The sequence below is a fragment of the Burkholderia cepacia genome (genome assembly GCF_029962485.1).
Classification (GTDB): domain Bacteria; phylum Pseudomonadota; class Gammaproteobacteria; order Burkholderiales; family Burkholderiaceae; genus Burkholderia.
On sequence record NZ_CP073638.1, the window covers coordinates 284,834 to 309,247 of the forward strand.

Annotated in this window: 20 protein-coding genes and 1 pseudogene; 11 read left to right on the forward strand and 10 right to left on the reverse strand. The window is 67.5% G+C overall.

Annotated features, from left to right (window positions below; genetic code table 11):
• Positions 1 to 71: 71 nt before the first annotated feature.
• Complete coding sequence (locus tag KEC55_RS17805) at positions 72 to 506, reverse strand: universal stress protein (protein ID WP_282509122.1); 435 nt, start codon at positions 504 to 506, stop codon at positions 72 to 74.
• A gap of 371 nt (positions 507 to 877) precedes the next feature.
• On the opposite strand from KEC55_RS17805, the gene KEC55_RS17810 reads away from it, so the two are divergent.
• The 6 genes from KEC55_RS17810 (at position 878) to KEC55_RS17835 (ending at position 5,856) form a co-directional block, all read left to right on the forward strand.
• Positions 878 to 2,362 carry an amidase gene (locus KEC55_RS17810; protein ID WP_282509124.1) on the forward strand — a complete coding sequence of 495 codons (1,485 nt, stop codon included), beginning with the start codon at positions 878 to 880 and terminating at the stop codon, positions 2,360 to 2,362.
• A gap of 342 nt (positions 2,363 to 2,704) precedes the next feature.
• Positions 2,705 to 3,397, forward strand: a complete 693-nt coding sequence (locus KEC55_RS17815; protein ID WP_282509125.1) for a hypothetical protein — start codon at positions 2,705 to 2,707, stop codon at positions 3,395 to 3,397.
• Between the two features lie 118 nt (positions 3,398 to 3,515).
• Positions 3,516 to 4,346, forward strand: a complete 831-nt coding sequence (locus KEC55_RS17820) for an arylamine N-acetyltransferase family protein (protein ID WP_282509127.1) — start codon at positions 3,516 to 3,518, stop codon at positions 4,344 to 4,346.
• A gap of 113 nt (positions 4,347 to 4,459) precedes the next feature.
• Complete coding sequence (locus KEC55_RS17825; protein WP_176050107.1) at positions 4,460 to 4,636, forward strand: ribbon-helix-helix protein, CopG family; 177 nt, start codon at positions 4,460 to 4,462, stop codon at positions 4,634 to 4,636.
• Between the two features lies 1 nt (position 4,637).
• The gene (locus tag KEC55_RS17830) at positions 4,638 to 4,988 is read left to right on the forward strand and encodes a VOC family protein (protein WP_282509130.1); all 351 of its coding nucleotides are present in this window, start codon (positions 4,638 to 4,640) and stop codon (positions 4,986 to 4,988) included.
• Between the two features lie 7 nt (positions 4,989 to 4,995).
• Positions 4,996 to 5,856, forward strand: coding sequence for a class I SAM-dependent methyltransferase (locus tag KEC55_RS17835; protein ID WP_282509132.1), 861 nt, complete (start codon positions 4,996 to 4,998; stop codon positions 5,854 to 5,856).
• Between the two features lie 86 nt (positions 5,857 to 5,942).
• Here the strand turns inward: KEC55_RS17835 and KEC55_RS17840 are convergent, their stop codons facing one another.
• The 4 genes from KEC55_RS17840 to KEC55_RS17855 all read right to left on the reverse strand — a co-directional run bounded on the left by KEC55_RS17840 (position 5,943) and on the right by KEC55_RS17855 (position 12,871).
• A complete protein-coding gene (locus tag KEC55_RS17840) occupies positions 5,943 to 10,784 on the reverse strand; it encodes an NAD-glutamate dehydrogenase (protein WP_282509134.1) in 4,842 nt (1,613 codons plus the stop codon).
• A gap of 196 nt (positions 10,785 to 10,980) precedes the next feature.
• On the reverse strand, positions 10,981 to 11,169 hold the full coding sequence (locus KEC55_RS17845; protein ID WP_282509136.1) for a 4-oxalocrotonate tautomerase: 189 nt from the start codon (positions 11,167 to 11,169) through the stop codon (positions 10,981 to 10,983).
• A 57-nt stretch (positions 11,170 to 11,226) separates the two neighbouring features.
• A complete protein-coding gene (locus tag KEC55_RS17850; protein WP_282509138.1) occupies positions 11,227 to 12,003 on the reverse strand; it encodes a class II aldolase/adducin family protein in 777 nt (258 codons plus the stop codon).
• Positions 11,978 to 12,871, reverse strand: a complete 894-nt coding sequence (locus KEC55_RS17855) for an urea transporter (protein ID WP_282509140.1) — start codon at positions 12,869 to 12,871, stop codon at positions 11,978 to 11,980. The genes KEC55_RS17850 and KEC55_RS17855 overlap by 26 nt, the downstream gene beginning before the upstream one ends.
• A gap of 405 nt (positions 12,872 to 13,276) precedes the next feature.
• On the opposite strand from KEC55_RS17855, the gene KEC55_RS17860 reads away from it, so the two are divergent.
• The 5 genes from KEC55_RS17860 (at position 13,277) to KEC55_RS17880 (ending at position 19,069) form a co-directional block, all read left to right on the forward strand.
• Positions 13,277 to 16,159: a hypothetical protein gene (locus KEC55_RS17860; RefSeq protein ID WP_282509142.1), complete on the forward strand. Its 2,883-nt coding sequence runs from the start codon at positions 13,277 to 13,279 to the stop codon at positions 16,157 to 16,159.
• Positions 16,156 to 17,268, forward strand: a complete 1,113-nt coding sequence (locus KEC55_RS17865; RefSeq protein WP_282509144.1) for a tetratricopeptide repeat protein — start codon at positions 16,156 to 16,158, stop codon at positions 17,266 to 17,268. The genes KEC55_RS17860 and KEC55_RS17865 overlap by 4 nt, the downstream gene beginning before the upstream one ends.
• Entirely contained in the window at positions 17,269 to 17,724 is a 456-nt protein-coding gene (locus KEC55_RS17870) for a hypothetical protein (RefSeq protein ID WP_282509146.1), read from the forward strand.
• Positions 17,725 to 17,842: 118 nt separating this feature from the next.
• Positions 17,843 to 18,343 (forward strand): hypothetical protein, encoded by a 501-nt coding sequence (locus tag KEC55_RS17875; protein WP_282509148.1) that lies wholly within the window; start codon positions 17,843 to 17,845, stop codon positions 18,341 to 18,343.
• Positions 18,344 to 18,508: 165 nt separating this feature from the next.
• On the forward strand, positions 18,509 to 19,069 hold the full coding sequence (locus tag KEC55_RS17880; protein ID WP_282509150.1) for a putative glycolipid-binding domain-containing protein: 561 nt from the start codon (positions 18,509 to 18,511) through the stop codon (positions 19,067 to 19,069).
• Here the strand turns inward: KEC55_RS17880 and KEC55_RS17885 are convergent.
• The 5 genes and pseudogenes from KEC55_RS17885 to KEC55_RS17905 form a co-directional block, all read right to left on the reverse strand.
• Positions 19,024 to 19,935 carry an alpha/beta fold hydrolase gene (locus KEC55_RS17885; RefSeq protein ID WP_282509152.1) on the reverse strand — a complete coding sequence of 304 codons (912 nt, stop codon included), beginning with the start codon at positions 19,933 to 19,935 and terminating at the stop codon, positions 19,024 to 19,026. The genes KEC55_RS17880 and KEC55_RS17885 overlap by 46 nt on opposite strands.
• Positions 19,936 to 19,939: 4 nt before the next feature.
• Positions 19,940 to 20,845 (reverse strand): metal-dependent hydrolase, encoded by a 906-nt coding sequence (locus KEC55_RS17890; RefSeq protein ID WP_282509154.1) that lies wholly within the window; start codon positions 20,843 to 20,845, stop codon positions 19,940 to 19,942.
• A pseudogene (locus KEC55_RS17895) lies at positions 20,842 to 21,772 on the reverse strand (SDR family NAD(P)-dependent oxidoreductase). Before KEC55_RS17895 ends, KEC55_RS17890 begins: the two are co-directional and overlap by 4 nt.
• A 21-nt stretch (positions 21,773 to 21,793) precedes the next feature.
• Complete coding sequence (locus KEC55_RS17900; protein WP_282509155.1) at positions 21,794 to 23,383, reverse strand: flavin-containing monooxygenase; 1,590 nt, start codon at positions 23,381 to 23,383, stop codon at positions 21,794 to 21,796.
• Positions 23,384 to 23,629: 246 nt separating this feature from the next.
• Entirely contained in the window at positions 23,630 to 24,301 is a 672-nt protein-coding gene (locus KEC55_RS17905) for a lysoplasmalogenase (RefSeq protein ID WP_282509158.1), read from the reverse strand.
• Between the last annotated feature and the right edge of the window lie 113 nt (positions 24,302 to 24,414).

Below are 24,414 nucleotides of genomic sequence, written 5' to 3' on the forward strand. Positions count from 1 at the left end.
CCGCGGGTGCAAGCCCGCGGGCCGGTCAGGGGGGCGGCTTCAACTGCGCCGCCCGCCGTGCCTGATGCCCGTCATTGCACGGCCGTCACCGGCACATTCGAAATGCGCACCAGCCGGCCCATCACGCTGCGGCGAAATACCGACATCAGCGCATGCAGCGGGTCGTGCCGCGGCGCGACCACCACGATCTCGTCGAACCCGGTCTCGGCTGCGGCGGTGGCGATCGTGTCGGCCACCGGGCCGACCTTCATCACGACGGTGTATTTCACGCCGGCCTCCCGCAGGATCCGCTCCGCCATCGCCAGATCGTCGGACGCGAACTTCTCCTCGATCGAGCGCAGCCGCGAAAGCGGGTGATAGGCCTCGAGCCGCGTCGATTCGAGCGGCGCCTGGACGTTGATCAGCACGATTTCCGACGCGCAGCGCTCGCGATACAGGAATGTCGCGTGGCGAACGGCCTGGAGCGAACGCGGCGAGTGGCCGACCGGAACCAGCAACTTGAGCATGAACGGTGTCCTGGGAACGAGATGCTTTCAGCGTAGCGCGCAGCCGGAGCGGGCAATCTAAAGAGATCGGGCGGCCGCGTAAAAATGTCGTTAACGTGCGCCGCCGCATGACACGTCTATTAGAAATATAAGAAATTTAAGTTTATGCGCATAAACGATTTCATCGGCCGGGAGGGTGTGAGCGGCCCGGCGAGCATCGCCCCGATTTAGTCGGATCCGCAATGAATCGCGACGGAAAATATCGGAGGTCGCCGATCCGGCGTCGCGTAGAGTAGAGCATCGGCCGCGGCGGCGGCCTCTCCCGGCCGGTCCGGGAGCGCCCGCCGCCGCCACGCGGCCCGCCATTCCATTCCGATTCCAGGAGACCCCGCATGCCGCACGGCGCCCCGCAGCTTCTCGCTCCCGCTTCCATTTCCGTCGATCCGATCGTGCGCCTGTCGGCCGGCGAGCTCGCCGCGGCGATCCGCAGCAAGGCGGTCTCGTGTGTCGAGACGATGCGCGCGTACCTCGATCATGTCGAGCGCGTGAACGGCGCGGTCAACGCGATCGTCGCGCTGCGCGACCGCGACGCGTTGCTGGCCGAAGCCGCGGAAAAGGATGCCGCACTGGCGCGCGGCGAGTATCACGGCTGGATGCACGGGATGCCGCAGGCGCCGAAGGATCTGGCGATGACGAAGGGGCTGCGGACGACGTACGGCTCGCCGATCTTCCGCGAGAACGTGCCGCAGGCCGATTCCGTCGGCGTCGCGCGGATGCGCGCGGCCGGCGCGATCTTCATCGGCAAGACCAACACGCCCGAGTTCGGGCTCGGCTCGCACACCTTCAACGAGGTCTATGGCGCAACGCGCAATCCGTACGACCTGACGAAGAGCGCGGGCGGCAGCAGCGGCGGCACGGCGGCGGCGCTTGCGGCGCGGATGCTGCCGGTCGCGGACGGCAGCGATTTCGGCGGGTCGCTGCGCAACCCGGCCGCGTTCTGCAACATCTACGGCTTCCGTCCGTCGCAGGGCCGCGTGCCGCGCTGGCCGGGCGTCGACGTGTTCGTGCAGCAGCTCGGGATCGAAGGGCCGATGGGCCGCACCGTCGGCGACGTCGCGCAGCTGCTCGCGATCCAGGCCGGCTACGACGCGAACGATCCGCTATCGCTCGCGGAAGACCCGGCCGTGTTTGCGCAGCCGCTCGATGCGGATCTGCGCGGCAAGCGCATTGCCTGGGTCGGCGACTGGAACGGCTATCTCGCGACCGAGGCCGGCGTGCTTGCGCAGTGCGAGCACGGGCTCGCGACGCTGCGCGAGATCGGCTGCGACGTCGATGCCGCATTGCCGGCGTTCGCACCCGACCGCATCTGGCGCCTGTGGCTTGCGCACCGGCATCTGCTGTCCGGCGGCGGGCTGCTCGCGCACTATCGCGACCCGGCGCGCCGTGCGCTGCTGAAGCCCGAGGCGATCTACGAAGTCGAAGGGCTGCTCGCGATGCAGGGTGCGGCGGTGTTCGACGCGAGCGTCGAGCGCACCGCGTGGCATCAGGCCGTGCTGAGTTTCTTCGACCGCTACGACTTCATCGCGGCGCCGACCGCACAGGTGTTCCCGTTCGACGTCGACCAGCGCTGGCCGAAGGCGATCGCGGGCCGCGCGATGGACACCTACCACCGCTGGATGGAGACGGTCGTGCCGTGGACGCTGGCCGGCTGCCCGGTGATCAACGTGCCGGTCGGCTTCAACGATGCAGGGTTGCCGATGGGGATGCAGTTGATCGGGCGCCCGCGTGCCGATCTCGCGGTGTTGCAGCTCGCGCGCGGTTACGAGCAGGCGGCCGACTGGGTCGGCCAGCGGCTGCCGGCGTGGATGGCCGCGTAACGTCGCGGCCGGCCGTTGGCCGGTAGCAGGGCGATGAAGCGGGCGGCGCGAGCTGCCCGTTTTGCGTTGATCGCCGAACCTGACGCCCGGCGGCGATGCATTTTGCTGCGCTGCGCACAAAGACCGGATGTCGCCTGCATTGCCGCAACCGGAGAACGAATGCCGGTGCGCGCGTGACATCGCGCGGCAAACGTGGACGAATCCACGTGACGACGTCTGCCGGTCGCGGAATTGCAAGCGGCCGCGCGCCGTGATTTCGTTTCCATGTGTTTCAGTCGTTGCGGCACCGCGCGACGCGCTTCGACAATATCGGCCTCAATCATTCGGGCACGAGGAAAGCACATGAAGCACATTCGCGCGACGGGCCGTCACCTGGCCTCGGCAGGTATCGCGTTCGGCATCCTGATCAGTAGCGCCGCGCACGCGCAGCTCGACCTGCAGTCGCTCGGCGCATCGCTGCTCGGCGGCGGGCAGCAACAGCAGGCAGCCCCCGCGCAGGGCGGCGGGGTCGCGCAGTTGCTGCAGGCCTATGTCGGCGCGAACCAGCAGGTGCTGACCGGCCAGTCGTCGCTCGCATCGGCGATGGGGCTGACCGGCGCGGCCGGGCAGGCACAGCAGGCCGCGAGCCAGCTGTCCGGCGGCAATGCGCTGACGCCGGCCGCGCTGTCGCAGATGGGCGGCGCGCAGCAGTCGGTGTCGCAGGCGCTCGGCCAGGCGTTCGCGAGCGGCGGTGCAACCCACGCCCCGGTCGACAAGCAGGCATTCAGCAATGGCCTCGCGTCGCTCGGGCAGGGCCTCACGCAGTATTCGCAGTTGCAGTCGGGGCTCGGCAATCTCGGGTCAACGAGCGCGGCGTCGCTGCTGCAGTCGGGCCTGAATCCGCAGAACATGCAGGCCGCGTCGTATTTCGCGCAAAGCGCGCCGGGCCAGCTGCAGTCGCTCGCGGCGACGCTCAGCCAGGCCGTGCAGTTCGCGACGAGCCAGGGCATTTCGGTGCCGTCGGTCGCATCTTCCGCGCTGAAGCTGCTGCCGTAACGTCATGCGGGTGCGCGCGATGCGGTGACGGCATCGCGCGACGGCGGACAATCGCCCTGCCCAACATGGGGGTTTCGCGCGATGCTATCGTGGCGTATCCCTTTATCGGTGCCGGTTCATGACTGACTCGTTCGACCTCTCGCGCTATTTCTCCCGCATCGGCTACGACGGCCCGGCCGAGCCGACGCTTGCCGTACTGCGCCGGCTGCATCTGCTGCATCCGCAGGCGATCCCGTTCGAGAACCTCAATCCGCTGACCGGTGCGCGCGTCGCGCTCGACCTGCCCGCGATCGTCGACAAGGTGATCGGGCACCGCCGCGGCGGCTACTGCTTCGAACTCAACAAGCTGTTCTACACCGCGCTCACGGCGATCGGTTTTCGCGTGACGCCGTTGATCGCGCGCGTGCGCTGGATGCTGCCGCCCGAGATCGTCACCGCGCAGACGCACATGGTGCTGCGCATCGATCTCGACGGCGCGGTCTGGCTCGCGGACATCGGCTTCGGCAGCGCGACGTTGACCGCACCGCTGCGCTTCGTGCCGGGCGAGCGACAACCGACGCCGCACGGCGCGTTTCGCGTGGTCGACGCGCCGGTCGACGGCGAATTCGACCTGCAGTTCGAGATCCCGGACGGCTGGCAGACGACCTACCGTTTCTCACTGAAACCGGTCGAGTGGATCGATTACGACGCCGCGAACTGGTTTACGTCGACGTACCCCGAATCGATCTTCGTGAACGACCTGATCGCATGCCGTGTGCTGCCGGAAGGCCGCGCCGCGTTGCGTAACACCACGCTGACGCTGCGCGACGCGGCGGGCACGGGGCGCTCCGTCACGTTCGACAACGCGACCGAGTGGGGCGCGTGCCTGCGTGACACGATCGGCATCGATACGGCGGGGTTCGATCTCGACGCGCTGTTTGCACGGCTGGCGGCGCGCACCGCGCAATAGCGCGAACACGCGATAGCCGAGCGGCGGTCCGCATGCGGCCGCGCCCGTTTTTCGTCATCCATCCCGTCGTACTTGCGATTGACTTTTGCTAGATTGCTAGCATACTAGCCTTCATGACCGACGAAGAAGTGAAGCAATTCAACGTGTACCTGCCGCTCGGCCTGATCCGGCAGGTCAAGCATCGCGCCATCGAAACGGAGCAGTCGCTGTCCGCGCTGGTGGCCGATGCGTTGCGCGCGTACCTGGCCGCGCCGCCGCCAGGCGCGGAACCGTCCACCAAGGAGGAGTGACATGTCATCCGAGCGAATCGAAGCCGTGTACCTGACGACGCACAACTGGGGCAAGTCCGCGAAGTTCTTCCAGGCGCTGGGCTTCAAGCTGGAATTCGAAACCGATCACAGCTCGGGCCAACTGCGCAGCGGCGACGGTCCGTTCCTGTTCATCGCCGAAGTGCCGCCGGGCGAGACGCCGGACATGCAGGTCGTGCTCAAGGTGTCCGACGAGCAGGCGGTGCAGCCGCAGCCGATCGTCGATGTCGTCACGCCGTTCGAGGACACGCACTGGGGCACGCGCGACATGACCGTGCGCGATCCGGACGGTCGCGTGTGGCGCCTGCAGGCGCCGGGCAAGCAAGGCGCGTGAGGCCGGCATGACCGATATCCGCGAAGACGCCCCCGACAGCACGGCCGCGCGCGTCGCGCTGTGGCGCGCGCTGCACGTCGAACTCGACGCGCCGCCGCACGTGCTCGCCGACGAGGTCGGGCTACAACTGCTCGCGCCGGAACCGGGCTGGCAGCAGCGCGGCGACATGGATCCGCAGTTCACGCGGCCGTTTCGCGCGTCGATCGTCGCGCGGGCGCGCTTCATCGAGGATCTCGTGGCCGAGCAGGCCGCGCGTGGCGTGAGCCAGTACGTGATCCTCGGCGCGGGCCTCGACAGCTTCGTGCAGCGCCGGCCCGACATGGCGTCGCGCGTGACGGTGTTCGAAGTCGATCCGCCGGCGCCGCAGGCCTGGAAGCAACGCCGCCTCGTCGAGCTCGGTTTCGGTGTGCCCGACTGGCTGCGTTTCGTGCCGGTCGATTTCGAGGCGAAAGAGTCGTGGCGCGATGCGCTCGTCGGCGCGGGCTTCGATGCCGGCAAGCCGGCCGTCGTGGTGTCGACCGGCGTCAGCATGTACCTGACGCGCGAAGCGAATGCGGCCGCATTGCGCGAGGTTGCGTCGCTCGCGCCGGGCTCGACGCTCGCAATGACGTTCCTGCTGCCGCTGGAGAACGCGGATCCGGACGTGCGTCCGGGGCTCGAAATGGCCGCGAAGGGTGCACGCGCAAGCGGCACGCCGTTCATCAGTTTCTTCATGCCGGCGCAGATCCAGGCGCTGGCGCACGAGGCCGGCTTCGCGAAAACCGAGCACATTTCGGCTGCCGAACTGACGCGCCGCTATTTCGCGGATCGTGCGGACGGCCTCAGGCCGCCGAACCACGCAGAGGAACTGCTGGTTGCGACGGTCTAGCGTCGCGCGCACGCAAGCGGGCGCGCGTGCCGGCTCCGGTCATGGCGGACCGGCGACGCTCATCCACTGGGCGCCCGCCAGCCCGGTCACGCGCGTTCGAGCACGGCCATTTCCCGCACGACCACGAGCAGTACCGCCAGGCTCGCGCCACCCGACGCGCGCAGATCCGCCAGCAGGTGCTCGTAGCGCGCGAGCGCGGCGTCGCGGCGCTCGCGCCACGCGACGACGATCGTCTCCACCGTCGTCGAATCGGGCGATTCCGCGAGCGCACTCGTCGTCAGCGTGCGCTTCAGGCGCGCGACTTCCGCGAGTGCGGCCGCGCGCGCGAGCATGTCCCAGTGCGTCGGCGTCGGCAATGTCGCCGCACGTTCGCTGATCCACCCGTAATTGAGCAGCGTACCCAGCGAGAAATAGACGCCCGCGACGAGTTCGAGGCTGCGGTTGCAGGTCGCGGCCACTTCGGCGATGTCGAGCAGCGCGGCTGAAATATCGCCGCTCGCGACGCGCACCGCGAGCGCGCTGTCGACGCCGGCTTCGACGAGCACGCGCTGCCGTTCGGACAGCGCATCGAGATCGTCGGCCGGCAGCAGCGACGGCAGTTGCGGTGCGAGCCGTTCCGCTGCGTCACGGCAGCGTGCGATCAGCTCGGCGACGCCGCCGTCGGCCACGGCGCCGGATTGCAGATGGCGCAGGAACCACAGCGCCGCGCGCTCCAGCAGCCGCGCGACGTCGACGAACATGCGCGCCTGCACGTCGTCGGCCACGCGGTTGTCGAGTGCGTCGATGTCGCGCCACACCGCATCGAGGTCGAACACGTCGCGCGCCATGATGCATGCGCGCACGATGTCGCCCGGCTTCGCATCCGTTTCCTCCATCAGCCGGTGCACGAACGCGCAGCCGACGCGGTTCACCAGCGCGTTGGTCAGGTGTGTCGCGAGAATCTCGCGCCGCAGCGGATGGCGGCTCATCGGTTCGCTGAAGCGCTGTTGCAGCGGCTTCGGGAAGTAGTCGACGAGCATCGCGGCCACCAGCGGATCCTCGGGCACGTCGGATTCGAGCAGCGCGTCGTAGAGCCACATCTTGCTGTACGCGAGCAGCACCGCGCGCTCCGGCGACGTGAGGCCGAGCTTCGCGGCTTGCCGCTCGGCGACTTCGTCGTCGGTCGGCAGGAATTCGATCACGCGGTTCAGGCGGCCCGCGCGTTCGAGCCAGCGCATCAGGCGCGCTTCGGCGTCGAGCAGCTCGACCGCATAACGACCGGCGATCGACAGCGCCTGCGTCTGGTAGTAGTTGTCGCGCAGCACGAGCAGCCCGACTTCGTCGGTCATTTCCGCGAGCAGTGCGTTGCGCTGCTTCTCGGTCATTTCGCCGTCGGACACGACGAGCCCCAGCAGGATCTTGATGTTGACTTCGTGATCCGAACAATCGACGCCGGCCGAGTTGTCGATCGCATCGGTGTTCATGCGCCCGCCGCGCTGCGCGAACTCGATGCGGCCGAACTGCGTGCAGCCGAGGTTGCCGCCTTCGCCGACGACCTTGCAGCGCAGGTCCGCGCCGTTCACGCGTACGGCGTCGTTCGCGCGGTCGCCGACCTGCAGGTGGGTTTCGCGCGCGGCCTTCACGTAGGTGCCGATGCCGCCGTTGTACAGCAGGTCGACCGGCGCCTGCAGGATCGCGCGGATCAGCTCGGTCGGCGGCAGCGCGTGCGCGTCGATGCCGAGCGCGGCCTGCACGGCCGGCGACAGCGGGATCGTCTTCGCGGTGCGCGGATATACACCGCCGCCCGACGAAATCGCGGCCGGATCGTAGTCGGCCCAGCTCGAGCGTTCGAGCGCGAACATGCGCGCGCGCTCCGCGAAGCTCGTCGCGGGATCGGGGTTCGGGTCGAGGAACACGTGCCGGTGATCGAACGCGGCGACGAGCCGGATATGCGGCGACAGCAGCATCCCGTTGCCGAACACGTCGCCCGACATGTCGCCGACGCCGACCACGGTGAAGTCGGTCGTCTGCGTATCGATGCCCATCTCTCGGAAGTGCCGCTTCACCGATTCCCATGCGCCGCGCGCGGTGATCGCCATCTTCTTGTGGTCGTAGCCGACCGAGCCGCCGGACGCGAATGCGTCGTCGAGCCAGAAGCCGTATTCGTGCGAGATCGCGTTCGCGTAGTCGGAGAAGGTGGCCGTGCCCTTGTCGGCGGCGACGACCAGGTACGGATCGTCGGCGTCATGGCGCACCACGTCGGGCGGCGGCACGATCGCGTTGCTGACGAGGTTGTCGGTCAGGTCGAGCAGCCCGCGCAGGAAGGTCTGGTAGCACGCGATACCTTCGCGCATCCACGCTTCGCGATCGCTTGGCGGCGGCGGGTTCTTCACGACGAAGCCGCCTTTCGAGCCGACCGGCACGATCACGACGTTCTTCACCATCTGCGCCTTCATCAGCCCGAGCACCTCGGTGCGGAAATCCTCGCGGCGATCCGACCAGCGCAGGCCGCCGCGCGCGACGCGCCCGCCGCGCAGGTGCACGCCCTCGACACGCGGCGAATACACCCAGATCTCGAACATCGGCTTCGGTTCGGGCAGGCCGGGCACCTTGGCCGGATTGAACTTGAACGACAGATACGGTTTCGATTCGCCGTTCGCGTCGGCGAGGAAGTAGTTCGTGCGCTCGGTTGCGTTGATCACGCCGAGGAACTGGCGCAGGATGCGATCCTCGTCGAGGTTCGGCACCTGGTCGAGCGCGCCTTCGATCGCCTTCAGCAGGCGTTCGGCCTGCACGTCGCGCGTGTCGCCGGTGGCCGGATCGAAGCGCAGCAGGAAAAGCTCGACGAGTTGTCGGGCGATCGCCGGATTGCCGGTCAGCGCGCGTTCGATATACGCATCGCTGAACGTCGAACCGACCTGCCGCAGGTATTTCGCATACGCGCGCAGGATCGTCACTTCGCGCGCGCTCAGGTGCGCGCGCAGCACGAGGCGGTTGAAGTCGTCGTTCTCGATCCGGCCGCTCCAGATCCGGTCGAACGCATCCTCGAACAGGCCTTTCACGCGCTCGATGTCGAACTCGGTATCGTCCGCGAGCTCGAGGCCGAAGTCGTGGACCCACGCGTGCGTCGCGTCCTGCGTCTGGATCCGGTACGGCCGCTCCTCGTCGACACGCACGCCGAGATGCTCGAGCATCGGCAGGCTGCGCGACAGCGCGATCGGGTCGCCCGCGCGATAGACCTTGAAACGGAACGCGCGCGGCTCGGCCTCGATCGGCCGGTACAGGTTCATCGCGAGCTGGCCGGTGTCCTTCACGCGCTCGATCAGCTCGATGTCGCGCACGGCCGTGCGCGCCGGGTAGTCGTCGCGATAACCGGCCGGGAACGAATCGGCATAGCGCTGCAGCAGGCGGTTGCCTTGCTCTTCGCCGAATGCGTCGAGCAGCGCGTCGGCGAGATCGTCCTGCCAGCGGCGCGCCACTTGCACGAGCCGCGTTTCGAGCTCGCGCGTGTCGACGTCGGGCATCGTGCCCGGTTCCGCATGCACGACGAAATGAATGCGTGCAATCGCCGATTCCGACAGCAGCGGCGTGAACTCGACGTTCACGCCGTTGTACGCGTCGATGAGCAGCTTCGCGATGCGGCGGCGCAGGTCGGTGTTGTACTTGTCGCGCGGCACGAACACGAGGCACGACACGAAGCGGTCGAACCGGTCGCGCCGCACGAACAGCCGCGTGCGCTGATGTTCCTGCAGCCGCAGGATGCCGAGTGCGATGTCGTAGAGCTGGTCTTCGTCGGCCTGGAACAGTTCGTCGCGCGGATAGGTTTCGAGCACCGTCACGAGCGACTTGCCGAGATGCCCCTTCGGCAGGAAGCCCGCACGCCGCACGATGTTCGCGCACTTGCGGCGCACGATCGGGATCTCGGCGCTCGACACCATGTAGGCGGTGGACGTGTAGAGCCCGATGAAGCGGCGTTCGCCGGTCACTTTCCCGTCGGCGCCGACGAGTTTTACGCCGACGTAATCGAGGTAGCCGGGCCGGTGCACGGTCGCGCGCGAGTTCGCCTTGGTCAGGAAGATCGGCCACGCGCCGGTGATGATGTCGGCGGCGGCCTGCGGCAGCGGCGTCACGTCGGGCGCGCCCGACGTGCGCAGCGATTCGCGCAGGATGCCGTAGCCCGAGCCTTCGATGCCGCGCAGGCCGAAGCCCGTGCCGTCCGACACCAGTGCGTAGTCGCGCTGGCCGAGGAACGTGAAGTGATCGGCGGCCATCCATTCGAGGAACGCGCGCGCCTCGATGTCTTCCGCGGTCGATTCGCGCGCCTTCATTTCCTTGATCGTCGCACGGGCGATGTCGACGATCTTCGGCCAGTCCTCGACCGACGCGCGCACGTCGCCGAGCACGTGCGCGATGTCCTCGCGCAGCGTGTCGAGCAGCGCGGCGTCGCCGCAGCGGTCGACTTCGAAATGGATGAAGGAAGCGAGTTGCGACTGGCCGTCGCCGGGTGTCGCGCCGCCCGCATCGACGCGCTCGATGCCGCCGCCCGCGCCGCGCCAGATGCGGAACACCGGGTGCAGCGCCGAGTGCAGCGCGAGCCCGAGGCGGTTGACGGCCATCGTCACCGAGTCGACGAGGAACGGCATGTCGTCGTTGACGATCTCGATCACCGTGTGATCGGAATGCCAGCCGTGCTGTTCGAGGATCGGGTTGTACACGCGCAGCCGTTCGCTGCCGGGGACGAATTTCTGGGCGGTCTGCCAGTGCGCCATCGCGGCGCCGTACAAGTCGGCGATGCTGCGGTTCTGCAGATCGTCGGCGTCGACGAAATCGTAGTAGTGACGCAGGAAGGGTTCGACGATCCGGAAGGTGGCTTCGGGCAGGCGCCCGCGCGCGAATTCGACGACATCGGAGAGCAGGTGTGCGACGACTTCCTCGTTCTTCGCTTCCATGGCGGTCTCCTCGTCGGGTGGCCAATGGCTGCTGCGTGTGTCCGGCATTATGGCGCTGATTGCGTGACAAAGCGATGTGCGAGCGCACAACGCACGCGGCCGGAGGCGGCCGCGTGCAGCGCCCGTCGCGGGCGCCGCAGCGTGTGTGTGAATCAGCGCGGGGCGGGCGGTGCCGAAGCGGCGGCGCCCTTGATGGTTAGCGCTCGTCGCTCCACAGCTTCCCGGCCGTCGCCCAGTTCTCCTTCTTCACGTCGGTGAGGATGATGTCGACCGAGCCCGGCTCGCAGCCGAGCGTGTCGCACGTGACGCGCGTGATTGCTTCGACGAATGCGCGCTTCTGGTCGACGGTGCGGCCTTCGAACAGCTGGATATTGAAAGTCGGCATGGCAATGCTCCGGTTGAGGTTGAACGATTCGGCAGGATGAGGATGAGGCAGGTGGCGTCAGTCGCGATACGACGGATCGATCCGGTCGAGCCGGCGCAGCAGCGCCGGCCATTCCAGTTCGCCCTCGATCGCGCCGCCGTCGCGCAGTTGTTCGGCGGTGCGGTCGGCCACGGCCGGGGCGGGCATCACGAGCGGCCCGCCGCCGGCCTGCGCGCGCACCTGGATGTCGCAGGCCTTGATCAGCGTATCCATCAGCACATAGGCTTCGGCCACGGTGCGGCCGACCGTCAGCGTGCCGTGGTTGCGCAGCAGCATCGCGGATTTCGCGCCGAGGCTCGTGGTGAGCCGCGTGCCTTCGGCCGGCGAGAACGCGAGCGCCTCGTAGTCGTGGTACGCGAGGTCGCCATGAAACCGCAATGCGTGCTGCGACGCGGGCAGCAGCCCGTCGCGCTGGATCGACACGGCGATGCCGGGCGTATTGTGCAGATGCATCACGCAGACGGCATCGGTGCGCGCTGCATGCACGGCCGCATGCAGCGCGAAGCCCGTCACGTTGACCGCGTGCTCGCTGTCGCCGATCCGGTTGCCGGCCAGGTCGATCTTCACGAGGTTCGATGCGCGAACCTCGTCGAACGTCAGGCCGAACGGGTTGATCAGGAAGTGGCCGGGCTCGCCGGGCACGGTCGCGGAAAGGTGCGTGTAGATCAGGTCGTCCCAGCCGTTGATCGCGACAAGCCGGTAGGCTGCGGCGAGATCGACGCGCATCTGGCGTTCGGCGTCCGAGATCGGGCCGCCGGGTTTCACGACTTCAGGACGGTGTGCGAATGACGACATCGGGTTCTCCGAGGGTGAAGCGGCGCGCGACGTAGACGGTCACCCATGATGCGAGTGCGAACGGGGCCGTGAACACGGGGATGTTCGCGCGCATCGCGAGCCACTGGATCAGCGCGGCGAGGGCGGCGGCGGCAAGCGCCGCGCGCGGGCCGCGCGGCATCAGCGCGAGCGCGGCGAGCGCGCCGTTGAAGCCGAGGAGACCATCGGCGAACAATGCGCCGTTTGCGCCGAGCGCGACCAGCAGCACGGTCGACACGATCGCACCGCCGAGCGCGAACGCGGCCGCGCGGCGCGACGCAACGGCGATGCCCGCGGCGATCAGCACGCCAGCCCATGCGCCTTGCGCGAAGGTGGTCTGCGCGACGCCTGAAAGAAGGGCGTCTGTGGCGGAAGCAAGCGTCAACGCCGGGGCAACCGCCGCACCGCTCGCATGCTGCAGCGCGACAAACGGCAGCCACAGGGCGGTGACGGCGAGGCACGGGCTCGAATACGGGCACTGGCGCCAGCGGGCGAGCGGCCCGCGCATCGCGCGCTGCACGAGGGCCGCGCCGATCGAGACCAGCGGCACCAGCGCGATGGCGGCGAGTTGATGGGGCGCGAACAGTACGGCGATCAGCGCGGCAAGCGCGCCGTTGAAGCCATGCAGCCCCTGTTCGACGTCGCGGCGCTCGGCGCCCGTCAGCACGGCGGTCATGCTGGCGGCGGCCGAGCCGACCAGCGCCGCGCTCGCGAGCCGCAGGTCGGTCAGCGCCAGCGCGGCGAGCAGCAGCGCGCCGGTGAGTGCATTCGCCTGCAGCACGATCTGCCCGATGCCGCGCAGCAGGATACGCAGGTCGATCGACGGCGAAGCGGGGCGGGCGGTAGGCATGATGGCGGCGGAACAGGACGAGCCGCGAGCATAGGACACAATCCGATGCACCGGAATAGGGAATTCTGGATAGTCAGGATTTGTCGTCGGTGCCCCGAAATGGGGAATGTGGACGGCCGCTCGTCGCTGGCCGACGTGCATCGACACGAGGACGTCCTCGTCCGAAACACCGGCCGCCGCATTGTCTGACGATTCGACATATTCGATCACCTTGATCGCCGATAGCGCATCGAATCGTGAGCAATTCGTCATTTGCTTCGACTCGGCGGAGAATTCGCGGGGGACGTATCCCGGCCACCGGGACCGACGTGCCGCTCCGGCGAGTACGTCGCGAGGGCGCGTCGCGACCCATCGGCATACTGGATTCATGCACGTGAAACACGGTGTCGAGGAGGAGATATGCGTTTGACGGAAGACAACGCCGAGAAGACGTTGGTCGATGCCGACGCGGTGCGGGTTCGCCTGTTGCAGGCCGCGCCCCTGGTTGTCTCGGCGCCGGTCGAACTGCAGGAACATCTGGCCGCCGCGTGGTTCCGCAAGGTCGATGCGCTGGACACGCTTGGCCGGCATGCCGATGCGGCGGCCGAGGCCGATGCCTTGGCGCGATATTTCGACCAGGGCGCCGCGACGCCGGAGGCCGCGGGGCCCTGGTTGGTTCAAGCCGCGTGCCGCAAGGTCGTGGCCCTGGCCTCGCAACGCGAACTGGCGGACGCGCTGGAGATCGCCGAGGCCGTCCAGGCGCGTTTCGAGCACACCCGGGCGCTGGCGGTGCGCGAATGGCTGGCTTTCGCCGCGCTGGAGGAGATCAAGATCCGCACCGCGATGGGCGGGACCTTCGCGCGCGTGGACATGGTGCGCCGCGCGCATCACCTGGTCGAACGATTCGACAACGACGACTGGCCGGCGACGCGCGTGCTGGTTGGCCGGATTCGTCTGCAGCAGGCCCGGCTGCTGGGCGCACTCGACTACGATGCCGATGCGCTGAAGGCGTACGCGACCTTGCACGCCGATCTCGCGGGGGCGGACGATCCGGATTTGCAGGAAGTGGCGGCCGATGCGTTGCATGAACGCTCGCGTCGGCTCAAAACGTTCGATCTCGATGAAGAGGCGCGCGCCGATCAGCAGGCGCTGATCGCCGGGTATGCGCACAGTACGCATCCGGGCACCCGGTACACGCTTGCATTGGCCCGGTTCGACGCGCTCGAATGGGCGGAGACGGCGGCCGGCAAGGCTGGCAACGACGCCGAGCATCTCTCGGCATGGATCGACGCGTGCGATGCGCTGATCGCGAGCCATGCCGACAGTCACGATGCGTCGGTGCTCGAACTCGTCAATATCGCACTGCGCCGCAAGGCGCGCGCACTGCGCCGGCGCGCCGAGGCAGCGGACGACGAGGATGACCTGAACCGGGCCGACGAGGTCGCCGACGAACAATGGACGCGTTATCGCGATCATCCCGATGCCGCGGTGCAGGCCGTCCTGATCGATGCGATGCTGGAGCGGTTCGAGGCTGTGGAAGGCCCGCAGCAGACGCTCGACGGGGCCGAGCAGTTGTTGCGGCATCTGCGGCGCGACGGATCCATGCCGGCCGTGTCGCCGCAGTTGATGCGCATCCTGCTGCTCAAATCCTGGGCCTTGCGCGCGCTGGGGCATCCCGAGCAGGCGCTCGATGCGTTGACGTTGCCGTCGGCCGGCGCCGTATCCGGCACGACGGAGCCAGCCTTGACCGCGCTGCGGATTCGCGTCCAGGTCCAGCGCGGCCATTTGCTGCGTCAGATGAAGCGGCCGGAGGAAGCGCTGCGGGCGTTGGAGCCGGGTTGTCTGGAGGGTGCCGCGGAGCCGGAGGACTTCGGCGCCAACGTATTGCTTCGTCGTACCGTGGCGCGCGCGATGGATCTGCGCATCGACATCCTGGCCGATGCCGTCCCGCCGAAAGCCGATGGCGTGTCGCCGGAACAGCTGCCGCCTGAACCCGCCGAGCAAGCCTACGCACGGGCCGTGCATGCGCTGGACGAACGCTTTCATGCCGATACGGACGGGTCCATCCGTTCGCGGGTGGCCGATGCGTTGTATCAGTTCGCGTGCCACCAGCGCGAACGCTTACGGTTCGACGAGGCCATGGCGAGTTACGACCTGCTGCTGGAGCGCTTCGCCGCGGACACGGAATCCGCCATCGAGCCGCGTGTGGCGAGTGCGTATCTCAACAAGGCCTATCTGCTCCTCAACGAACTGGATCGTCCCGGCGACGCGTTGCCCTTGTACGACGCACTGATGGCGCGCTTTGCGAGCGCCACCAGCCCCAAACTGCGCGATACGCTGGCCAAGGGCGCGGCCAGCCGACTGACCTGCATCAACCGGTTGCGGGACGGCGGCGCGTCCGTGGACTATGGGGATCAATATGAAGACCTGACGCCGGAACAGCGTGACGCGATCAGCGGCACGCTGGATCGCGCCGATGTACTGAGAGACGAAGACAAGTATCGCGACGCGATCGCGCTGTATGACCAGGTGCTGACGCAGCATGTCGAGTCGCTTCACCCTGAACTGCGCCGCCAATGCCGCAAGGCCATGACGAACAAGGCGTTTTGTCTCGCGCGTCTGAGCCAGCGCGAAGCGTCGCTGGCGGTCAACGAGGAAGTGATTGCGCGCTATGGCGACGATCTGTCGATGACCGCCGAGAAGGACGTGGCGCTGGCCATGTCGAACAGGGCCATCGACCTGAATCGGCTGGGCCGTCACGATGAAGAACTGCAGGCCTATACGCAAATCATCGAGCGCTGGCGGCATGCGGACGTCGCCTATTTGCGCTTGCGCGTGGCTGCCGCGATGTACGGCAAGGCATACACGCTGGCCGACCGCGATCCGGGCGCCTCGGAGGCGGGATATCGCGAGGCCCTGAATCTCTATCTGGGTGCCGGCGAGGCGAACGTCAGGCTGCAGGCTGCGATGTCGGCGGTCAGCCTCGGCATCCTGCTGCGCAAGCTGGGCCGCCATGCCGATGCGCTCCACCCGTGCGAGCGGTTGCTGCAGGCGTGCGGCGGCGAAACCGACGAGCAGATCAACGCGCAGTTGACCAGGGCGCGCATCAGCCTGGCCCGTAGCTATGCGCCTGCGGGCGAGCCCGACAAGGCGGAGGCGATGTATCGCGAATTGCTCGCGCTGCCGCCGCAGCAATTGAGCGATACGCAGCGAACGGAACTGACCAACGAATTGCGGGCGCTGGCCGGCGGGCGAAGGGGGCTGCGTGGTTTGCTCGGTGCCGTGCGAGGCTGGCCGTGGTCGAAATGAAGCATCTCCTCGTTGCGCTATCGATCGTCGGTCTGAGCGCGTGTCAGGCCGGCCTGCGCGCGGCTGCTCCCGCAAGCGGCCCCACGCCTGCCGTATCGCAGACGGATACCGGGCCGGGCCCCGAGCTCCATCCGTTCGAAGGCGATGTCCCCCGCCTGAAGGCCGGTGATGACGCGTCGTCCGCCGCGGCTGCTTCAGCCGTGTCCTCGGCGCCGATGTCGCAAGAGGCACGCGTCGAAGCCTGCAGGACCACCGACCCGAGCCGCTGCGAGAAAGTCGGGCTCGACTATGTCGCTGCCGCGAAGGAGGCGTCCGATCATGCGGCGTATTTCTACGGCCGGGGTTGCGACAATTCGGATGTCGCGAGTTGTACGCGCCTGGGGACCATGCTCATGAACGGCGAGGGTGTGGATAAGGACTGGGTTGCCGCCGTGCAAGCCTTCGAACGAGCCTGTGCGTTGAGCGACGGCACGGAATGCTCGAATCTCGGTCTGGCGTACGAATTCGGCAACGGCGTGCTGCGCGATACCCGGCGGGCCGCGCAACTGTTCGACAGGGCGTGCCGCCGCGGCAGCGCATCGGGTTGCTCGAATCTCGCCACGGCCTATATGAAGGGGCTCGGTGTGCGCCGCGATCGCAAGCATGCAATCTTCCTGTACAAGGGCGCGTGCAGCGACGGCGATCCGCTCGGCTGCTTCAATCTCGGCGTGATATATGCCACCGGCCAGGGCGTCGCGCGCGATCCGAGCCAGGCCGTGTCGTATTACCGGTCCGCATGTAATCGCAGTCATGGCGAAGCGTGCGGTAATCTCGGGCAACTGCGGCAGGCGGGGCGGGGCATCGGCGTGCGCGACCCGCGAAGCGCGATACCGATCTTCCTGCGCGGGTGCGGTCTGGGCGATGCCGAAAGCTGCTTGTACCTGGGGCTGGCCTATCAGGCGGGCGACGGCGTAGCGGCCAACGCGCGCGATGCACGGCGCTATTTGTGGCTCGCGCTGGCGCTCAACCCGAAGCTGCCTGCCGCACAACGTGCGCTTGTCGGCATCGAACGCGGCGCCGAAGACGAACATGCGTTGCCGCCGGTCGGCACGCAACCTCGGGGAGAATGAATGCGCCCGGCCAGCACGCTTGTCGCGACCCTACGAGGCTCGTGGATTGCGCGGACCCTGATTTCAGGCATCTCGTTCCTCGTGCCGTTCATCTGGGTGCTGTCGACCGATCTGATCTGGGAAGCATTGAAGAACATTTCGCTGGTCACGATCGATGCGGCGATCAATATCCCGACCGGCATCCCGTTGATTTCATGCGTGGCCGGTGCGTGGCTGCTTTGCGCGTTCGCGCTCGCGCGCGCCGTCAAATCCACGTTACGCACGGTACTCGTCTGCAACGTGGTGGCGACGATCGTCTTCGTCGTCGCCTCCACGGCGACGGTCGGCGCGTCGATCTGGACCCTCGTCTCGGGCGAATTCAATATCTATCCGATTCGATTCGGGCTGGCCATATTGATTGCGTTTGCCGCGAGCATCATGACGAGTCGCGTTTTTTCGGGAACGAAGGATACGTGAGCGTGAATGTGTTCCGTCCATCGCGCGCCAGCACCGGAGTCGACGCCGACACGCTTGCGGCGGCGCGCGATGGTCATGGCAGTGTCCATGGTTTGCGCTTGGGCACGGAGCAATCGTCATGAAACGCCTCATTGCCGATCAATCCCCGTGGAGCGACCCATTCGACGTCGAATTGCGTTCGCGCCGGTTTCGTCGGTTGGCGCCGTTCCTGATCGGTGCGTTTGCGCTCCTGGCATGCGGATGTTCGGCAGGCGAAACCCCGGAGGTTTGGCCGGACGGGCTGATCGGACAAGCATGCGGTCCCAACGATGCGCCCGTGGGTGTCATCACGTCCACCAGGAAGGACGGCGTGAGCGTGTGGTTGAATGGGCCGGATGCCGAAGTCGACGCCGGATCGGCGCCCGGACGCTCCGATCCCGGGAAAGGCAGCGTTTATCTATGCGATGCCAAAGGCCGCGATCCGGGAAAGGCGGCCGGTTTCAAGGTTCGCGCGGTCGGCCCCGATGCCTGGCGAGTCGATTTCAAGGGTACCTTCATGCGAGCGGGCCGCACGCAGGTGGTTCACGGGTCGTTCATCGCCCATCGATCCGGTGTCGGCCCGGCGATGCCATGCGGGTAGCGGAGGTTGCCATGCGCGGGCATCGTGCCGGAATCAAGAGGGCGTGAAGGCGTCGCCTGATGGCATGAGCCCGTTTCCGGCTGATCTCGAATCGAACGCGGTTGACGTGCGCAAGGCACGCTGTGCGACGATGCCCGACATGGCGGAAACCGAGGAGGTGCAACGATGCGAGAAGTGCGATGGGCGTCGCTCGAAGGCGACGGGGTCGAACATCTGACGTTCGACCGGAGCGGCGGCGGGATCGTCGTCGAAAGCGCGGTGGTCGGCCAGCGGTACGGCCGCGCGTACGGGCTCGCGTATCGCGTCGAGTGCGATCCGCACTGGCGCGTGACGTATGCGGTGATGAAGGTGATGGGCGGCGGCACGCTCGAACTGCGCGGCGACGGCGAAGGCCACTGGCGCGACGGCGCGGGCCGTGCGCTGCCGGAGCTCGACGGCTGCATCGATATCGACATCGCGGCGACGCCATTCACGAATTCGCTGCCGATCGGCCGCCTGGGGCTCGTGCGTGGCGAGCGGCGGCCGATCGACGTCGTGTACATCTCGACGCCGGACCTGAAGGTCACGCCGGTCAAGCAGGCTTACGCATGCATCGAGCCGGGCCGGCGCTACCGTTACGAAGGCATCTTCCGAAATTTCACCGCCGAGATGGACATCGACGACGGCGGGCTCGTGATCGACTACGAGACGCTGTTCAGACGTCTGCCGGCGCCGACGGGGCGCTGAACCGCCGCATTCGCGACCGCCGGCCGCTCCTGCGCGGACGCGAAGCGATCAATCCGCGACGCAATCATGTCCGGGTGGCGCAGCACGACCCAGTGGCTGCCATCGATTTCCTCGCGCACATGGTCGCCGAGCCAGCGGTCGAGGTCGACCGACATCTCGGGTGTGACATAACGGTCGCGCACCGGCACGAGGATCTGCACCGGCGCCTGCGCGTACCGCTCCCGCGGCTTGCGCGCCCGTGCGAGGAAGTTCGCGCGGTACAACTGCAGCCCGTTCAGCGCGTTCTTCAATTGCACGGGGTCGCGCTCGGCGCGCACGCGTTCGGTGATCTGCAGCCAGCGCGGCCACAGCGCCGCACCGCCGAGCCGCCACACCAGCGACGGCACGACCGGCAGGTGGAAGAACGCGATGTACCACGACTTCAGGCTCTGCTTGAGCCGCATCTTCGCGCGGAACACATGATCGAGGCACGGGCCCGAGATCGACGTGTACGACGCGATCCGGCCGCGGAATGCGGGATCGGTCACGGCTTCCCAGCACTGGATCGAACCCCAGTCGTGGCCGACGAGATGGAACGGCCGGCCGCCGCAGGTCGCGTCGGCCACCGCCTTCAGGTCGGCGGCGAGCCGCTCGAGCGTGTAGTCGGCGCGGCGGCGCGGCGCATCGGACGCGCCGGCGCCGCGCACGTCGTATGCGATCACGCGGTAGCGCTTCGCGAGCCGCGCGCGGATCGGCGCCCACACGGCCGCCGAGTCGGGGTAGCCGTGCACGAGGATCAGCGGCGGCGCGCGACGCGACCCGCTTACGTAGACGGCGAGTTTCACGTCGCCGGACTGAACGGTCAGCATCTCGTGGGCGCGCGCCATGGCGTCATGCCTGCGGGACCGGGTGCAGCGGCACGCGGCGCGGAGCGGCTTGCGCCGCGTAGCGCGCATTGGTCGCGTCGATGTTCTCGAGCAGCGTGTCGAGCCCCTGCAGGTACTGGTGGTTGTCGTGGTCCCACGGGTGGAAGCCCGGGCGGAAGTAGTCGAGCCATTCGCGCGCGATGCTCGGGAACACGCCGTGCTTCGGGCCGTACAGATACTTCACGAGGCGCCACATGCCGCCGAACTTGCCGTGTTCGCGACGGTGCGCGCGCATCAGGCGCACGTGGAAGTCGAACACGATCGCCCAGAAGAATACGGTGGTGGTCAGCATCGTGCCCGTGCGCAGCAGGTAGCTGCCGAGGCCCGGCTTCATCACGGTGGTCCACACGTCGTAGGACACCGCCTTGTGCTCGGTTTCCTCCATCGCGTGCCACATCCACATCTGCTGGTAGCCTTCGACCGAGCCGTCGATCCGGTGCTCGTGGCCCGACAGCAACTGGTTCGCGAGAATCGCCGTGTAGTGCTCGAGCGCGATCGTGATCGCGAGCTGCATCGAATGCGGGAGCGCCTTCTTGAACCAGCCGAGGATCGTCCACAGACGCTTGTCGAGCTTGTGTGCGGGCAGACCCGACGACTGCAGCAGATCGTTGTATTCGATGTGCTCGCGCGTGTGCATCGCTTCCTGGCCAATGAAGCCGAGCACCTGTTTCTTCAGCTCGGGATCCTCGATCCGGTCGCGGTAGTTGCGCACCGAATCCATGAAGAAGCGTTCGCCGGCCGGGAACAGCAGCGACAGCGCATTCATGAAGTGCGTGACCGGCACGCCCTGCACGTGCCAGTCGCGCGCGCGTTCGGGGGGCAGTGCGAAACGGATGTCGCGCCGTACGGGCATCATGTTCGGGGTCGTCATGATTGTTCTCCTCCCTGATTGCCTGCATTGTTGTAGGTGGCGTGCAGCGGTGCGGGCGCCGGCGTGCCGCGCGCGGCGTCGCGGCGCGCGCGGGCGGCCTCGCGGCGCGTCGCGAGCACGACGAGCGCCTGGTATGCGGACGGCAGCACGCGCGCCATCCAGTCGCCGGCCTTCGCGTCGCGGCCGATCAGCACGCGGCGCTTGTTCTTGCGCACGCCCGAGAGGATCGTGCGCGCGGCATCGTCGGCGGTCGTGATGAAGAACTTCTCGAACGTGTCGCGGCCTTGCTGCTCGCTCGCGACCATGAAGCCGACCATGTTCTTCGACACGCGGCTTGCCTGCGCGATGTTCGTGCGGATGCCGCCCGGATGCACGCAGGTCGCCGATACGCCGCACTTCATCATGTCGAGTTCCTGGCGCAGCGATTCGGTGAAGCCGCGCACCGCGAACTTGGTCGCGTTGTAGCCGCTCATACCCGGTTGCGCGAAGATCCCGAACAGGCTCGACGTGTTGATCACGTGGCCGTCGCCCGATGCCTTCAGGTGCGGCAGGAACGCCTTCGTGCCGTGCACGACGCCCCAGAAGTTGATGTTCACGATCCACTCGAGATCGCTGTATTCCATTCCTTCGATCGTGCTCGACAGCGCGACGCCCGCGTTGTTGAAGATCAGGTTGACCTTGCCGTGTTCCTTCGCGGTGTCGTCGGCCCACGCGAACATCGCGTCGCGCTCGCCGACGTCCAGCACGCGCGTCGATACGCGCGCGTTCGGCGCGATCGCGCGGACGATCCGCTCGGTTTCGGCGAGACCGACGCCGTTCTTGTAGCGACACGTGGCAGCCGGCCTGCGCGAGCTGGATCGCGAGCGAGCGGCCCATGCCCGAGCCGGCACCCGTGATCGCGGCGACCTTGTTGGCGAAATCTCTCATGTCAATGGCTCCTTGTCTGGCTCAGGCCGCTTCGGCGGACGTGGAAGTCGAAGCGGAAGCGGCGGGCGCGGCGGCGGGCCGCGCGGTCGTGTCGTGTTGCGGCGCGCGATACGCGTGGTAGTCGGCGATCGAGAAGTGCGCGGTCGCCTGGCGGAAGCGCCACGTGAAGCCCGGCCACAGCGTCGTGTTCTTGCCGGTGCGCGGATCGAGGTACCAGCTCTTGCAGCCGCCCGTCGACCAGATCGCCTTCTTGAGCCGGCCCTGCAGGTCGCTGTTGAACTGCGCCTCGACGAGCGGGCGCACCTCGATCGCGTCCGCCCGTTCGCGGTGCATCGCCTGCAGCGCGCCGAGGATGTATTCGATCTGCGACTCGATCATGAACACCATCGAGTTGTGACCGAGGCCCGTGTTCGGGCCGACAATCATGAAGAAGTTCGGGTAGCCGGGCAGCGTCGAGCCGAGATATGCGTGCGCGCCGTCGCGCCACGCGTCGACGATGTCGAGCCCGCCGCGGCCGATGATCGCGCCGCGCGGATACGGATCGGCCACCTGGAAGCCGGTGCCGTAGATCAGGCAATCGACTTCATGACGGCGGCCGTCGGTCGTCACGACCGCATCGGCCTCGATGTGGTCGATGCCGGTCGTGACCACGTCGACGTTCTTGCGCGACAGCGCCGGGTAGTAGTCGTTCGAAATCAGCACGCGCTTGCAGCCGAGCGTGTAGTTCGGCGTGACGGTCTTGCGCAGCTCCGGATCGGGAATCTGCTTGCGGATGTGGCGCAGCGCGAGTTTCTGCACGTTCTTCATCAGCGACGGATGGATCGCGAAGCCGAGCACGCGCGATTCGAGCATCCAGTAGATGCTGCTGCGCACGGCTTTCTGCGTGAACGGCAGCGTGCGGAACAGCCATTTCTCGAGCCCGGTCAGGTTGCGGTCGGGCTTCGGCATGATCCACGGCGGCGTGCGCTGGAACAGCGCGAGTTCCTTCACGCGCGGTGCGATCTGCGGCACGAACTGGATCGCGCTCGCGCCGGTGCCGATCACCGCGACGCGCTTGCCTTCAAGCGCATAGTCGTGATCCCACTGTTGCGAGTGGAACGCGCGGCCCTTGAAGTTCTCGACGCCGGGAATCGACGGCAGCGCGGCGCGCGACAGGCCGCCCATCCCCGACACCAGCACGCGCGCGGACAGCCGCTTGCCGTTCGCGAACGTGAGGCGCCAGCGCTGCGCGGCTTCGTCGTACTCGGCGCGCTGCAGCTCGTGGTTCAGGCGCAGGTGCGGGCCGACGCCGAAGCGCTGCACGCAGTCTTCCAGGTACGCGCGAATTTCCGGCTGCGGCGCGAACATGCGCGTCCAGCGCGGGTTCGGCGCGAACGAGAACGAATAGACGTGCGATTGCACGTCGCATGCACACCCAGGGTAATGATTGTCGCGCCACGTGCCGCCGACCGACGCGGCCTTCTCGAGGACGACGAAGTCGGTCACGCCTGTTTGCCGCAGGCGGATCGCCATCCCGAGACCGGCGAAGCCGGTGCCGATGATGGCGATGTCGGTGGTTTCGTCCTGGCCGTCGTGGCCGGGTGGACCGAAAGGCAACGTGCGAGCATTCATCCGGGTGTCTCCGATTTGGCTCATTTTAGAATGTTACATTGTTTGATGTAACGATAGTGGGTGAGCCCGGAAACCGCAAGAGGCTAGAAGCGGCGCTCTAAGGGCCGGAAGCCAGACGGGAAAAGGCTGAGCGGGGTTTGGAACGGTCTGATTTCCGCGATGCGGGATGGGCGGAAAGGGCCGTCGGCAGGACGAGACAGGCGGTGGACGAGACCGCCGGCGCGCGGCGGTCTGTTTGAAACAGTATCAGGGACGGATCGATCGGGCGGCCGTCTCATGGAAAACCCCGGCCACGATCGTGACCTGCGCGAGCGCGTAGAGGCCCCAGATCAGGTAGTCGATGCCCGGAAAACCACCGAGGAACCGGCCAACGCCGATCAGCGTGTCGGAGCCGACGAAGATCAGGCTGCCGATCGCGACCAGCGCGCCGTGCGTGCGGGCGGCGAGCGCGAAGCTCGCCATCACGCACAGCACGAGCATGTAGACGGCGACCGGCGCCAGCAACTCGCCGAGGTGCGGGAAGAACGCCACGTAGAACGACGGCGCGGCGATCCACAGCCCGATCAGCGCGACGATGCGCCAGCCCTGCGGCCGTGCGCGCCAGCGGAAGAAGATCGCGCAGTAGCACACATGCGTGAGCAGGAACGCGCCGAGGCCGAGGACGAACGACAGCGGCCAGTCGGGCAGCGCGAGCAGCACATCGCCGAGCACGGCGGTGACGAGCGCCGCGCACAGCCACGCGCGCTCGCGCGCCGCGCCGCAGGTGCTGCCGGCCGCGAGCAGCAGGATGCCCATCGCGGCTTTCGCGACGGCCTGGCCCGGATAGGGCGCGGCGGCGAGCGACAGCCCGTAAAGCAGCGCGGCGGCGATGGCGAGCGGCCAGAGCCGGCGGTAGGTGGCGGGAAGCGTGGCGATCAAGGCGGGTGTCTCCGGTTTGTTGTTGTCTGCGGCGGACGGCGCGCCGTCGAGGGCGCGGCTGCCGGCCATTATCCGGAAGAACGGGCGTGCAAAAACCGGTGAATCCTTCTAGG